General features: G+C 74.8%; 11 protein-coding genes and 1 pseudogene. 6 read left to right on the top strand and 6 right to left on the bottom strand.

Annotated elements, in window-relative coordinates; all coding sequences use genetic code 11:
• Both ACFVVA_RS18910 and ACFVVA_RS18915 read left to right on the top strand, forming a co-directional pair.
• Positions 1 to 2250, top strand: a pseudogene (locus ACFVVA_RS18910) (hypothetical protein); the annotation flags it as partial.
• Positions 2251 to 2367: 117 nt separating this feature from the next.
• A complete protein-coding gene (locus tag ACFVVA_RS18915; protein ID WP_359899925.1) occupies positions 2368 to 3297 on the top strand; it encodes a cellulose-binding protein in 930 nt (309 codons plus the stop codon).
• A gap of 110 nt (positions 3298 to 3407) precedes the next feature.
• Here ACFVVA_RS18915 and ACFVVA_RS18920 read toward each other — a convergent pair whose 3' ends face one another.
• Together ACFVVA_RS18920 and ACFVVA_RS18925 are read right to left on the bottom strand one after the other, a co-directional pair.
• Complete coding sequence (locus ACFVVA_RS18920; RefSeq protein WP_224283203.1) at positions 3408 to 3728, bottom strand: hypothetical protein; 321 nt, start codon at positions 3726 to 3728, stop codon at positions 3408 to 3410.
• Positions 3725 to 4522: an alpha/beta fold hydrolase gene (locus ACFVVA_RS18925; protein ID WP_387690872.1), complete on the bottom strand. Its 798-nt coding sequence runs from the start codon at positions 4520 to 4522 to the stop codon at positions 3725 to 3727. Before ACFVVA_RS18925 ends, ACFVVA_RS18920 begins: the two co-directional genes overlap by 4 nt.
• A gap of 256 nt (positions 4523 to 4778) precedes the next feature.
• Between ACFVVA_RS18925 and ACFVVA_RS18930 the strand changes: the two genes are divergently transcribed.
• Positions 4779 to 5783: an ABC transporter ATP-binding protein gene (locus tag ACFVVA_RS18930; RefSeq protein WP_387690874.1), complete on the top strand. Its 1005-nt coding sequence runs from the start codon at positions 4779 to 4781 to the stop codon at positions 5781 to 5783.
• A gap of 1 nt (position 5784) precedes the next feature.
• Positions 5785 to 6552 carry an ABC transporter permease subunit gene (locus tag ACFVVA_RS18935; RefSeq protein ID WP_387690876.1) on the top strand — a complete coding sequence of 256 codons (768 nt, stop codon included), beginning with the start codon at positions 5785 to 5787 and terminating at the stop codon, positions 6550 to 6552.
• Between the two features lie 31 nt (positions 6553 to 6583).
• Here ACFVVA_RS18935 and ACFVVA_RS18940 read toward each other — a convergent pair whose 3' ends face one another.
• Positions 6584 to 6907: an ATP/GTP-binding protein gene (locus ACFVVA_RS18940; protein WP_359899933.1), complete on the bottom strand. Its 324-nt coding sequence runs from the start codon at positions 6905 to 6907 to the stop codon at positions 6584 to 6586.
• A 391-nt stretch (positions 6908 to 7298) separates the two neighbouring features.
• Here ACFVVA_RS18940 and ACFVVA_RS18945 point away from each other — a divergent pair, with 391 nt between their 5' ends.
• Entirely contained in the window at positions 7299 to 8447 is a 1149-nt protein-coding gene (locus ACFVVA_RS18945; RefSeq protein WP_387690940.1) for an LLM class flavin-dependent oxidoreductase, read from the top strand.
• Positions 8448 to 8588: 141 nt separating this feature from the next.
• Here ACFVVA_RS18945 and ACFVVA_RS18950 read toward each other — a convergent pair whose 3' ends face one another.
• Positions 8589 to 8981 carry an SCO5389 family protein gene (locus tag ACFVVA_RS18950; protein WP_359828614.1) on the bottom strand — a complete coding sequence of 131 codons (393 nt, stop codon included), beginning with the start codon at positions 8979 to 8981 and terminating at the stop codon, positions 8589 to 8591.
• Between the two features lie 481 nt (positions 8982 to 9462).
• Between ACFVVA_RS18950 and nucS the strand changes: the two genes are divergently transcribed.
• Entirely contained in the window at positions 9463 to 10122 is a 660-nt protein-coding gene (gene nucS / locus ACFVVA_RS18955; RefSeq protein ID WP_359899935.1) for an endonuclease NucS, read from the top strand.
• Between the two features lie 4 nt (positions 10123 to 10126).
• Here nucS and ACFVVA_RS18960 read toward each other — a convergent pair whose 3' ends face one another.
• Together ACFVVA_RS18960 and ACFVVA_RS18965 are read right to left on the bottom strand one after the other, a co-directional pair.
• Positions 10127 to 12406, bottom strand: coding sequence for an ATP-binding protein (locus ACFVVA_RS18960; protein WP_387690879.1), 2280 nt, complete (start codon positions 12404 to 12406; stop codon positions 10127 to 10129).
• Between the two features lie 264 nt (positions 12407 to 12670).
• Positions 12671 to 12991 (bottom strand): STAS domain-containing protein, encoded by a 321-nt coding sequence (locus ACFVVA_RS18965; RefSeq protein ID WP_387690880.1) that lies wholly within the window; start codon positions 12989 to 12991, stop codon positions 12671 to 12673.
• Positions 12992 to 13053: the final 62 nt, after the last annotated feature.

Genomic DNA, 13053 nt, shown 5'->3' on the forward strand with positions numbered 1-13053 from the left:
ACCAAGCGCACCGCCACCGAGACCGCCGAGGTCCGCGAGGCGGCCGACCAGCACGCGACCCAGGTCCGCGAAGCCGCCGAGCAGCACTCCACCGAGGTCCGCGAGCAGGCCGACACCTACGCCGCCGAGCAGCACACCGCCGCCGACACCTACGCCGCCGACGTCCGCGAGCAGGCCGACGTCTTCGCCGCCGAGCAGCGCACCGCCGCCGAGGAGTCGCTGGAGCGCGCCGAGGCCACCGCCGAGCAGCGCCGCGCCGAGGCCGCCAAGGACGCCAAGGCCACCCGCGAGAAGGCCGCCGCCGAGCTGGCCCTGGCCAACGAGCAGGCCTCGACCGTCCGGGCCGAGGCCGGCCGCGAGCTGTCCGAGGCCCGCGCCACCGCCGACGGCATCCGGGCCGAGGCCACCGCCGAGCTGGAGCAGGCCAAGGCCGACCGCGCCGAGCTGATCTCCGCCGCCAAGGCCGAGGGCGCCGAGCTGGTGGCCGTCGCCGAGGAGGAGGCCGCCGAGGTCCGCCAGGCGGTGGCGGGCATGCACGAGGCCGCCGCCGAGCAGATCGCCGCGCTCAGGGCCGCCGCCGGGCAGGAGGCCGCCGAGGTCCGCGAGGCCGCCGAGCAGGACGCCACCGAGCTGCGCGTCCTCGCCGAGCGGGAGACCACCGAGCAGCGGGAGCTGGCCGAGCGGGAGACCACCGAGCAGCGGGAGTCCGCCGACGCGTACGCCGCCGAGCTGCGCAGCCTGGTGGAGCGCGAGAGCGCCGAGCAGCGCGAGCTCGTCGACCGCGAGACCGCCGACCTGCGGGCCCGTACCGAGGCCGAGACCACCGCCCTGCGCGAGCAGACCGAGCTGGAGCTGGCCGCCGAGCGGGAGGCCACCGAGAACGAGCTCGGCCGGCAGCGCGCCGAGGCCCTGGCCTACGACGACCAGCTGCGCGCGGACGCCGAGGCCGAGCTGCGCGCCGCCCAGGAGGCCGCCGAGCAGCTGCGCGCCGACGCCGGGGCGCAGGCCGCCCGGACGGTGGCCGAGGCCGAGGCCCAGGGTGCCCGCGGCATCGCCGACGCCGAGGAGCTGTCCGCCGGTCTGCGGGCCGAGGCCGAGGAGTACGCCCTCGCCACCCGCACCCTGGCCGACGAGTACGACTCCGCCACCCGCTCCCGCGCCGACGACTACGACGCCAAGACCCGGGAGGCCGCCGAGCAGTTCGACAGGGCCACCCGCGAGCACGCCCAGTCCGTCCTGGAGAAGGCCTTCGCGGACGCCGAGGCGCTCGGCGAGGACGCTCAGACCACCGCGCTGGCGACCACCGCCGCCGCGGAGGAGCAGGCGGACGCGATGGTCGCCGCCGCCCGCAAGGAGGCCGGCCGGCTGGTCGCCGCCGGCGAGGCGGCCGGTCAGGCCGAGGTCGAGAAGGGCCGTTCCGACGCGGACGCCCTGCTCGCCGAGGCCCGCCGGGACGCGACGGCGATCCGCGAGCGCGCCGAGGAGCTGCGCGAGCGCACCGACGCCGAGGTCGAGGCCCTGCACGAGCGCGCCCGCAAGGAGAACGCGGCGGCCATGAAGTCGGCCGGCGAGCGGGTGGACGCGCTGGTGACGGCCGCCCAGGAGCAGCTGACCGAGGCCGAGGAGCAGGCGGTGGCCACCGTCGCCGAGGCCGAGGACCGCGCGGCGGCGCTGGTCGCGGCGGCCGAGGACCGCGCGAGCGAGCTGACCTCGGAGGCGTCCGCGGAGGCCAGCAAGGTCCGGCTGTCGGCCGTCCGCAAGGCGGAGGGCCTGCTGAAGGAGGCGGAGACCAAGCTCGCCACCTCCACGGACCGCGCCGAGTCGCTCATCGAGAAGGCCGAGGCGAAGCTGCGGTCGTCCGAGAGCGAGGCCGAGGAGCGGCTGGACCGGGCCTCCACCGAGGCGGAGAAGCGGCTGCGGGACGCCGACGAGGCCGCGGACGAGCAGATCGAGCTGGCGAAGGCGGAGGCCGAGCGGCTGCTCGCCGAGGCGACGGCCGAGGCCAAGCGGGTCACCGACGAGGGCCGGCGCGAGCTGGACGAACTGGTGCGCCGCCGCAAGGACATCAACACCGAGATCTCCAGGGTCCAGGACGTGCTGTCCGCCCTGGAGGCGTTCGAGGCGCCGGCGCCGGTCGCCCAGGCCAACGGGGGAAGCAGCACCAAGAAGGACGGGGGCGCCAAGGCCGGTGCCGGAGTTGGCTCCCCCCGGTCGGGTGGCAATCGCTCCAAGAGCGCACCACCCGATTGAGCGGACATTGGCGGTCATTGTCCGTGAGAGAACGGCATATCGCCGTCGACACTCCGGTACCGTGTCAGGATTCCCTCAACCACCTCAGCGGTTTGACGACAGGAAGCCCAGAACCCCATGAGCGACAGTCACTCCCCTCACGGCTTCGACCTGGTGCGCCGTGGGTACGAGCGCGCCCAGGTCGACGAGCGGATCACCAAGCTGGTGGCCGACCGTGACAGTGCCTTGACCCGGATCAGTGCGCTGGAGAAGCGCATCGAGGAGCTCCACCTGGAGACCCAGTCCGCCCAGGCGGCGGTCGTGGAGCAGGAGCCCTCCTACGCCGGTCTCGGCGCCCGGGTCGAGAAGATCCTGCGACTCGCCGAGGAGGAGGCCAAGGACCTGCGCGACGAGGCGCACCGCGCCGCCGAGCAGCACCGCGAGCTGGCCGAGGCCGCCGCCCAGCAGGTCCGCTCCGAAGCCGAGAACTACGCCAAGGACCGCAAGGCCAAGGCGGAGGACGAGGGGATGCGGATCGTCGACAAGTCCAAGAGCGACGCCGCCCAGCTCCGCGCCGAGGCCAACAAGGACGCCCAGAACAAGCGCGAGGAGGCGGACGCCCTCTTCGAGGACACCCGCACCAAGGCCGCCCAGGCCGCGCTGGAGTTCGAGACCAACCTGGCCAAGCGCCGCGAGCAGTCCGAGCGGGACCTGGCCGCCCGTCAGGCCAAGGCCGAGAAGCGCCTGGCCGAGATCGAGCACCGGGCGGAGCAGCTGCGCCTGGAGGCCGAGAAGCTGCGCACCGACGCCGAGCGCCGCGCCCGCCAGACCGTCGAGACGGCCCAGCGCCAGTCCGAGGACATCGTGGCCGACGCCAACGCCAAGGCGGACCGCATCCGCAGCGAATCCGAGCGCGAGCTGGCGGCCCTCACCAACCGCCGCGACAGCATCAACGCCCAGCTGACCAACGTCCGCGAGATGCTGGCGACGCTGACCGGCGCGGCCGTGGCCGCCGCCTCGCTGCCGACCGACGACACCCTGGGCGTGCCCGCCCAGCAGTCGCGCTGACGCACGCAGGCCCCGGCAGCACCGCAGGCCCTCACCCGCCCGGGTGAGGGCCTGTCGGCTTTCGCGCCGTCATCATCCCGGGCGCTTCGGGGCCGGTGGGGCGCGGGCCCTCACCTCGGATAGGCGCCGTCCGGCCGCTGGTAGCCGCTGCTGAGCTGGTTGCCCTCGTCGTCGGAGACGGTGCCGAACCAGGAGGTGCACCAGACCGACACCGAGTCCGGCCAGTACTGCACCTCGAAGGGGTGTCCGGGCCCGTAGTCACCGTACGAGGTGACGATGAAGGTCTCCCCCGGGCGCATCCAGTAGTCCTCGCCGAGCGGTTCCAGGGTGAGCTCGACCAGACCCTCGCCCCGGTTGGTCACGGGCATCCGGCCGGTGACCTCCAGGGCGGAGAAGTCCCAGGCCGCCGCGTCCTGGCTCTCCTGGCTCATCCGGCGGCCACCCGGGCGAGCAGGGTGCGCACGACGGCGTCGAAGGCCTCGGGCGCCTCCAGGGCGCTCAGGTGGCCCACCCCGGGCAGGACGGTCAGCTCGGCGTCCGGCCGGGCCCGCAGCATCGGCTCGGCCTCCTCGGGCGCCACCAGGGCGTCCTGGGCGCCCGCCACGACGGAGACCGGCACCCGCAGGGCGGCCAGGACGTCCAGGGCGTCCGGTCGGGCCGCCATGGCCCGCTGGGCCCAGGCGACGGCGGCCGGCGGCGCGGCGGCGACCATCGCCTGCACCCGCTCCACCAGGTGCTGCGAGTCGGGCCCGAGCTGCCCGGCCGCGACCTGCTCGTCGAGCAGCAGCCGCACGCTGTCCCGCGCGGTGACGGCGGCGGCGATCCGCTCCCGGTTGGCCCGTACCGCGTCGGTGTCGGCGGTGGCCCGGGTGTTGGCCAGCAGCAGGCCGGCCAGCCGGTCGGGGTGGCGGCGGGCGAAGGACAGCGCCACGTAGCCGCCCATGGAGAGCCCGCCGACCACCGCGCGCTCGATCCCGGCCGCGTCCAGCAGCAGCGCGAGGTCGTCCGCGACCGGGTCCAGCGAGGGCTCGTCGGCGCCCAGCACAGTGCCGCCGAACCCCCGCTGGTCGGGGGCGAGCACGCGCGCTTCGTCCCCGGTCAGGCCGGGCAGCGTGTCCAGTTGGGACGACCACATCGAGGCGTTCAACGGAAAGGCGTGCAGCAGCACGAGTGGTGTTCCGGTACCGCTCTCGCGGACCGACACTGCGGAGGGGAGCTGGGTCATGCGTCCAACCTATTCCGGCACGCCCGGCGGGCCCACTCAGCGGGCCGCGATACCCCCTTTGTCCCAAGGACCTGTCCGACAATTCCCGCCGGGTGCGCGGCGTTGGGGCACGCACCTCGCCGCGTTGTCGTCGGTCGCCAATGCTCCGCAGTGGCTCCCTCCTCCGCCTTGCGATGCACGCACCCCAACGCCGCGCGCTGATCCGCCGCCAATTGTCGGACATGTCCTAGCCTGGCAAGGAACTGAGGGAGCGCGAATGATCGAGTTGCACGACCTGACAAAACGTTACGGCAAGACGCTCGCGGTGGACCGGCTCAGCTTCCAGGTCCCTCGGGGTGTGGTGACCGGCTTCCTCGGCCCGAACGGCGCCGGCAAGTCCACCACCATGCGCATGATCCTCGACCTCGACCGCCCGACCACCGGCCGGGTGACCATCGACGGCAGACGGTACGGCCAGCTCAGCGAGCCGCTCAAGTACATCGGCGCGCTCCTGGAGGCCAAGGCCGTCCACCCCGGCCGCACCGCTCGCGACCACCTGCTCTGGCTCGCCCAGAGCAACCGCATCCCCGTGCGCCGGGTGGACGAGGTGCTCGCCCTGGTCGGCCTCACCCCGGTCGCCCGCAAGCGGGCCCGCGGCTTCTCCCTCGGCATGGGCCAGCGCCTGGGCATCGCCTCCGCCCTGCTCGGCGACCCGGAGATCGTCATGTTCGACGAGCCGGTCAACGGCCTGGACCCGGAGGGCATCCTCTGGATCCGCAACCTGATGAAACGCCTCGCCGCCGAGGGCCGGACAGTCTTCGTCTCCTCCCACCTGATGAGCGAGATGGCCGTCACCGCCGACCACCTGGTGGTCATCGGCCGCGGCCGGCTGCTCGCCGACCTGCCGATGCCGGAGTTCATCCGGCGCAACTCCCGCTCCGCCGTACGGCTGCGCACCCCGGAGCCCGAGCGGCTGCTCGACGTGCTGACCGAAGCCGGCCTGCGGCCCGAGCCGGGCCCGGACGGCTCCTACGAGGTGGTCAACGGGGACATCGCGCGGCTCGGCGAGCTGTTCGCCGGGCACGGCGTGGTGCTGCACGAGCTCAGCCCGCAGCAGGCCTCGCTGGAGGAGGCCTTCATGCAGATGACGGCCGACTCGGTGGAGTACCACGCGGGCGACGGACCGGGCCGGGACGCGGCCGGCGCGCCCACCGAGTGGGGCGCCGGCTGGAAGGCGGACGGCGCCCGGCAGACCACCACCGCACGGCAGGAGGAGAACTGAGATGGCGTCCTTCCCGGCGATCCTCCGCTCCGAGTGGACGAAGATCCGCAGCGTCCGCTCGACGGTCTGGACCCTCGCGCTGACCTTCGTCGTCACGGTGGGCATCGGCGCGCTGCTGTCCCTGCTCACCAACAACAACTTCACCGAGTTCCGGCGCGACGACCAGTCCCCGTTCGACGCCACCGGGACGTCCTTCTCCGGCATCATGCTCGGCGAGCTGGCGATCATCGTCTTCGGGGTGCTGGCGATCGGCAACGAGTACAGCAGCGGCATGATCCGGGTCACCCTGGCCGCCGTCCCGCAGCGCGCCACCCTGCTCACCGGCAAGGCGGCGGTGCTCGGCGCCCTCGCCCTCGCGGTCTCGCTGGTGACGGCCTTCGTCACCTTCTTCGTCGGCCAGTCGCTGCTCGGCACGCACTCCACCACGATCGGCGAGCCCAACGTGCTGCGGGCGGTGTTCGGGGCCGCGCTGTACCTGACGATGCTCTGCCTGTTCTCGGCCGGCGTCACCACGATGCTGCACAACCAGACGCTCGCGCTCGGTGTGCTGGTGCCGTTCTTCTTCCTGCTCTCGCCGATCCTCTCGGCGGTGCCGAAGGTCAAGACCCTGGCCCACTACTTCCCCGACTACGCGGGCTCGCGGATGCTGCTGGTGTACGAGCAGCACGGCCAGCCGTACGGGCCGTGGACCGGCTTCCTGATCTGCCTCGCCTGGACGGCCGCGGCGCTGGTCGGCGGTGCGCTGGTGCTCAAGAAGCGCGACGCCTAGCAGGACGCCCGGCGGGCCCCGGCCGGACCCCTCAGTACCGCGGAGCGCCGCGGCCTCGCAGGACGTTGGAGGCCCGGCGCTCCCGCGCTCCCCAGCAGGCGCGGTGCCAGTGCCGCCGGTCGTCCACTCCCGCGCCGTACTGCGGCCAGGCCACCACGTGGCCCACCCCCGGCGGGATCTCCTGGTCGCAGCCCGGGCAGCGGTAGAACCGCCCCGCCGTCCCGGCGACCGTCTGAACCACCCAGTCCTCGCCCTGGTAGCTCTCGGTGCGGCGCAGCGAACCGCCGACCGGGGCGGTCGGCTCTGCGCTCTCGTGCGGGGCGGCGCTCTTGATCCGGTTGCGGCGCGGCGACACGGCGGACTCCCTCTCCTCCTGGGCTCTGGATCGTTCCAGCCTACGGCCGGGCGGGCCCCCCGCACGGCCACTACCACGGCTCCGTCCGGCACTTCGGCGTTTTTGCCGAGATCCACCCGATCATCGGGGAAATCGGGAGTTCCGCGTGCCATTGGCACATGACATCGGATACCCACAAGGGGAGAAGGCGGGGCCCGCAGACCCTGCGCGCACCCGAGGAGGCCCAACGATGAGCAAGACCAGCGCCCGCGCCGAGAGCGGCCGGCCCGTCGGGGTCCGGCCGGTCGCCCCCGGTCCGACGCTGACGTCCGTCCCCCCGGTCACGGCCGTCGTGGGCCGGCCGCTGCCGGCGCCCCAGCGGGCGGGCGCGCTGCCGCCGTCCACCGGTCCGGTGCGGGTCGGCCTGTTCCTGCTGTCCGCGCAGTTCCCCGGGCAGAGCCACGGCGAGGCGCTGGAACGCACCGTCGAATCCGCCGTCGGGGCCGAACGCGCCGGGCTGGACAGCGTCTGGCTGGCCGAGCACCACTTCGTGCCGTACGGGGTCTGCCCGGACGCCGCCACGCTCGCCGCGATGCTGCTCGGCCGCACCCGGCGGATCGGCGTCGGCACGGCGGTCAGCGTGCTCTCCACCCGCCACCCGGTGGGGCTCGGCGAGCAGGCCGCGCTGCTGCACCTCACCTCCGGCGGACGGTTCACGCTCGGGGTGGGCCGCGGCGGGCCGTGGATCGACCTGGACGTGTTCGGCGGCGGCGTGGACGCCTTCGAGAAGGGCTTCCCGGAGCGGCTGGACCTGCTGCTGCGCTGGCTGCGCGGCTCCCGGGTGGGCGCGGACGGCCCGCAGTTCGCCTTCCCCGAGGTCGCCGTGGTGCCGCGGGCCACCGAACCGGTGCGGCGGCCGGGCCTGAGCAGCTGGCTGGGCCTCGGCGGGCGGACCGGCCCGGTGCGCTTCCCGCGCCAGCGCCGGGACGACGAGGGCCTCGGCGAGGAGCTCACCGCCTCCGGACGGCCGGTGGCCGGGCCGCCCGTGGTGGTCGCCTGCACCTCGCCGGGCGGGGTGCGGCTGGCCGCCGAGCGCGGCCTGCCGATGCTGCTCGGCATGCACTCCGGGGACGACGACAAGCTGCGGATGCTGGAGCTGTACCGGACCGCCTGGCTGGCCGCCGGGCGCGGCGAGGAGCAGCTGCGCCGGATCGGCCGACAGCACGTCGCGGCCGGCGTGGCCCAGGTCGACGACCGCGCCGCGGCGGCCCGGTCCACGCTGCTGAACGCGATGCCCGGCTGGTTCGAGTACGGGCTCGGCGCCCACCGCACCGTGGACGGCCGCGAGCGCAAGATGCGCGATCCGCGCCAGTACACCGAGCTGCTCTGCGACCTGCACGCGGTGGGCACCCCGCGGCAGTGCGCCGACCGGCTGCTGGCCACCGCCGAACGCACCGGCATCCGGCGCTTCGCCCTGCTCGCCGAGGGCAGCGGCGACCAGGAGGCGACCCTGCACAACATCGCCCGGCTCGGCTCGGAGGTGCTGCCGCAGCTGGGCTAGCCGGGCCCGGCGGGGGACAGGCCCGTCGGGGGGCGTACCGGACGGGAGGACGTACCGGGCGGGCGGACGGGCCCGGGCCGCCGCCCCTCCCCCCGCACCGGGGGACGGGGGCGGCCGGCGCCGCAGCGGGCTGCGGCGGGGTCAGCAGTCCCGCAGTTCCTCGGACTGGTTGAGCAGCTGCTCCCGGACCGAGGTGAAGCGGTCGTACCGCGCCTCGTTGGCGTCCGACGGCAGGAACACCGCGACCCGGTGACAGTTCTGGAAGGCCAGCCGAACCCCGAAGTGGCGCTGGAGAGCGCCCCGGATGGCGTCGCTGGCGAGCGCGCGCAGCAGCTGGCCGCGGGCCTGCTCGCTGGGCGGCGGCACCTGGTTGTCGGCGAAGTCGGTGCCGTCGACCTTCGCCTGGGCGACCAGCGAGCTGATCAGGTCCCAGGCGTAGGGCAAAGAGACGCGGACGCAGTCGACGAATTCCCGCTCGTCGACCTCGCCCCGCTCGGCCTTCTCCAGCAGGGCCGGTGAGACGTCGAGCGACATGGATTCTCCTCTCGCGGTCCACCCGCGCGGCGCCCGGGTGGTCGTGCGTAGGTCAAGCTCACAGTGAGGGTGGCGGATTCGCATGGGGTGTCCGGAACACCGAGGGACAGGGGTTTCCGGCACCTTCGCGACAGCGGCGGCACCACGGGACGTGACGTCCTGGACACCGAACGCGCTCAGAACAGCGTGGCAGTCAACGGCGCGGCAGGCCGGTCATTCCTGCGGATTGCTTCGGAAATATGTTGCGGTGCACCGGATTGGCCGGATCCCGTCGGATCGTTCATCTGAAGTCTCCATCCCCGTTGACAGCGATCCCGCGAGCGTGCCGTCACACACCGTAGCGACTTGACGGTGGGGGCGCCAGACCTCGACGGGGCGGTGGCGGGACCGCCGGACCTCCATGTTGGCCGGGTTCGCGCTTTCTTCACCCAGCCGTCGCGGAATCGCATCAACTGGCCCCGGTGGGCTAGCGTGGTCGACCGTGCGTCTCGTAATTGCCCGCTGCTCAGTCGACTATGCCGGTCGGCTCTCCGCCCATCTGCCCTCCGCCACCAGGCTGATCCTGGTCAAGGCCGACGGCAGCGTCAGCATCCACGCCGACGACCGCGCCTACAAGCCGCTCAACTGGATGTCCCCGCCGTGCGCCCTCAAGGAGGCCGACGGGGTCTGGACGGTGGAGAACAAGGCCGGCGAGAAGCTCATCATCACGCTGGAGGAGGTGCTGCACGACTCGTCCCACGAGCTCGGGGTCGACCCCGGCCTGATCAAGGACGGCGTGGAGGCACACCTCCAGGAGCTGCTCGCGGACCGGATGGAGGTGCTCGGTGCCGGCTGGTCGCTGATCCGCCGCGAGTACCCCACCGCGATCGGCCCGGTCGACATCCTCTGCCGCGACGCCGACGGCGCCACGGTGGCCGTCGAGATCAAGCGCCGCGGTGAGATCGACGGCGTCGAACAGCTCACCCGCTACCTCGAACTCCTCAACCGGGACCCGCTGCTGGCCCCGGTCAAGGGCATCTTCGCCGCGCAGGAGATCAAGCCGCAGGCCCGCGTCCTGGCCACCGACCGCGGGATCGGCTGCGTGGTGCTGGACTACGACGAGCTGCGCGGCATCGACGACGACAAGCTCAAGCTGTTCTGACCGCTCAGGACGGACTGGGCGACGGGCTGGACGTGCCGGTCGGACCGGTCGAGCCCGTCGGCGACGGGCTCGGTTTGGCGGTCGTGGTGGTCGGCTCCGGCGACGGCGAGGTGCCGGTGCCGCCGCCGCCGGGCTGAGTGCCGCCTCCGCCGGTGCCGCCCGCGCCCGGACCCCCGGGGTTCGGCCCCGGCGGCTGCTGGCCCGGTACGGGCGGCTGCTGCGGGGCCTGCGACCCGCCCGCCCCCGGCGAGGAGCTCGGCCTCCTCGTCGGCGAGGCGCTCGGCGAGTGCGAGGCACTGGCGCTCGCGGACGGCGCCGGGCTGCTCCCCTGCGTCGGCGCACCGCCCGGTCCGGCACCGGCCGTCGTCGGCCCGGCACTGCCGGACTGCTGCGGGAACGGCGGGTCCTGGGTGCCGCCGCCGTCCAGCCGACCGTTGTTGTGCGGGTCCTTCCCCCTGACCTCCTCCGGCCCGCTGAAGCTCATCGCCACCGCCGCGCCGAGGACCCCCAGGGTCAGCACCGCGGTGGAGACCACGGCCGCCCGCCGGCGCCTGCTGGACTTCAGGCGGGCCGGCACCCGGGCCGCGATCTTGCGGATCACCGGGGCGCGGCCGGGCGCCGCGGCGGGCGCGGCGGCCGGCAGCTGCCGGCCCTCGGCGCGCAGCAGGTCGAGCATCCGGCCCGCCGCGGCCACCCCGCGCTGCTCGCCCGCGGTGGCCCGCAGGGTGAGCGCGGTCTCCAGTTCGGCGACAGCCCGGGAGGGCTGCCGGACGCAGATCGCGTGCACGCCCGCCTCGTGGTGGAACCAGGCCTGGTCGACCGCCGAACCGGTGCGGCGGGCCGCCTCCAGACCGAGCTGGAGCACCCGCTCCCAGGCGCCCCAGCGCAGCGACAGCGCCAGCGCGGGCGCCGCCGCCCGGGCGAGCCGGACCACCGCGTCGTGCCGTCCGGCGGTGCGGTCGGCGAGCAGCACGCCGACCATCACCTCGGCCTCGGCGGCGACCTGTTCCAGCGTCACCGAGCTGTGCCCCACCCACCAGGCGAAGTGCTGGGCGGCCCCGTCGACGGAGCCCCGGGCGGGCCAGTGCGGGACGAGCAGGTCGAGCGCGCCGGCGGTCAGCCGGTGGTGCCCGCCGATGGACACCGCCAGTCCGGCGTCGGCGAGTTCGGCGAGGGCGGCCTCGCCCTGCCCGACGTCGATCAGCGCCGGCAGGTGCGGCGCGGTGGGGCACTCGCCGCCGAGCGCGACGGCGAGCCGCAGCACGGCCTGCGCGGGCTCGCTCAGCCCCTCGGCGAGCCGGACCGCGGGCGAGGCGGTCTCCGCCACCGAGGGCAGCGGGACGGTGAGCCGCAGCGCGTTCTCCCGGATCGCCGGGTCCTCGTCGTGGACGGGCTCGTCGACGGCCCCGAAGACGTCCATCCGGTCGTCCTCGGCGGCCACCAGCGCGTCCACCGAGACGTCCCGCTGGCGCAGCAGCGCGGCGGCCTGGACGAAGCGCAGCGGCAGGCCCTCGGACTCGAACCAGAGGTCCACCGCCCAGGCCTTCTCGGTGACGTCCAGCGGCCGCCCGGCCAGCCGGGCGGTGAGGGCCAGGCAGGCGGAGCGGGAGAGCCCGGCCACCAGGTGGTCCTGGAGCCGGGAGCCGGGGGGCAGCGGCGGGCCGTCCGGGGCGGCGGAGATCAGGAAGGCGCAGCCGGGGGCGGCGGCGAGCAGCTCCTCCAGCTCGGCGCCGGAGGGCTCGGCGGCGTCGATCACCACGATCGCGCCGACCTCGGCGAGGTGGACGGCCAACTGCCCGGGGTCGGGGCGGTATCCGGGGGCGTGGTGGGTGGCCGCGAAGAGGTCCTGGAGCAGGTCGGCGCCGGTGCGGCGGTGGCCGCAGAGCTGCACCACGCCGCCGGGGGCGAGGTCGGCGGCGGCCTCGGCGACGGCCGACAGCAGCGCGCTGCGGCCCGAGCCGGCCTGGCCGACCAGGCGTATCGAGCGGCCCTCGGCGAGCAGGGCGAGCAGTTCGGCGGTGTCGGTCTCGCGGTCGAGCATCGGCAGATCGGCGGGCCCGGCGCCGAGCGCGAGCGGGCCGACCGCGCGGCCGACGCCGCCGACCGGACCGCGGGCGGGCTCGCTGCGTCCGGTCCGACGCGGACGGGGCCGCCACTCCTCGGGACAGGTCCTGGCCTCGGAGCCGTCCGGGGCGCCGACGCCCACCAGCAGGGCGCCGGAGACCAGTTCGCCGCCGCGGGTGCGAACGGCCTCCTGCCGGAACTCCCCGGATGGCTGTGCCACGTTCTGCTCCGCATCGTGCTCGGCCGTCGGCGCCCCGCGCCGCCCGGCTGACGTCCCGGTGGCGGCCGCGGCCGGGCTGGAGGCAGCCCCGGCGGCCGTCTTCTGACGGGCAGACTCTTGCACATCCGGCCCCGGCCGTGCAGAGCGGTCCGTGGCCGTCGGCCGGTCGGCGGCGCTGACCAGGGGCGTTGCGCGGACGGACCGGGGGTGCGCAGGCGCACGGTCCCGGCGCGCGGCGCGGTGGGGGCCGTGGGGCCGCGGGAGTTAGAGAGCGACCCCGTGCGCCTCGGCGGCGCCGTCGACGGCCAGGATGCGGTGCAGCTTGGTGGCCACCAGCAGCCGCTGCAGCTGGGCCGGGACGGAGCGCAGCACCAGCCGGCGGCCGATCCGGCCGGCCCGCCGGTGGGTGCCCATGATCACGCCGAGCCCGGTGGCGTCCCAGAACTCCAGCCGGCCGAGGTCGAGTACGAGGTCGCCGAGGCCGCCGTCCACGGCCTGGTGCAGCCGGGACCGCGCGTCGGCGGCGGTGCGCACGTCGAGGCGGCCTTCGATGGCCAGCGCCGTGTGGTCGCCGGTGATGCGCATGCTCTCCTCCTTCGCCTGGACGGCCTGGTGCGGGGCGGGTCCGCCCCGGCCGTGCCGGGAGC

The sequence above is a fragment of the Kitasatospora sp. NPDC058048 genome (genome assembly GCF_042885555.1).
Taxonomy (GTDB): domain Bacteria; phylum Actinomycetota; class Actinomycetes; order Streptomycetales; family Streptomycetaceae; genus Kitasatospora; species Kitasatospora lactacystinica.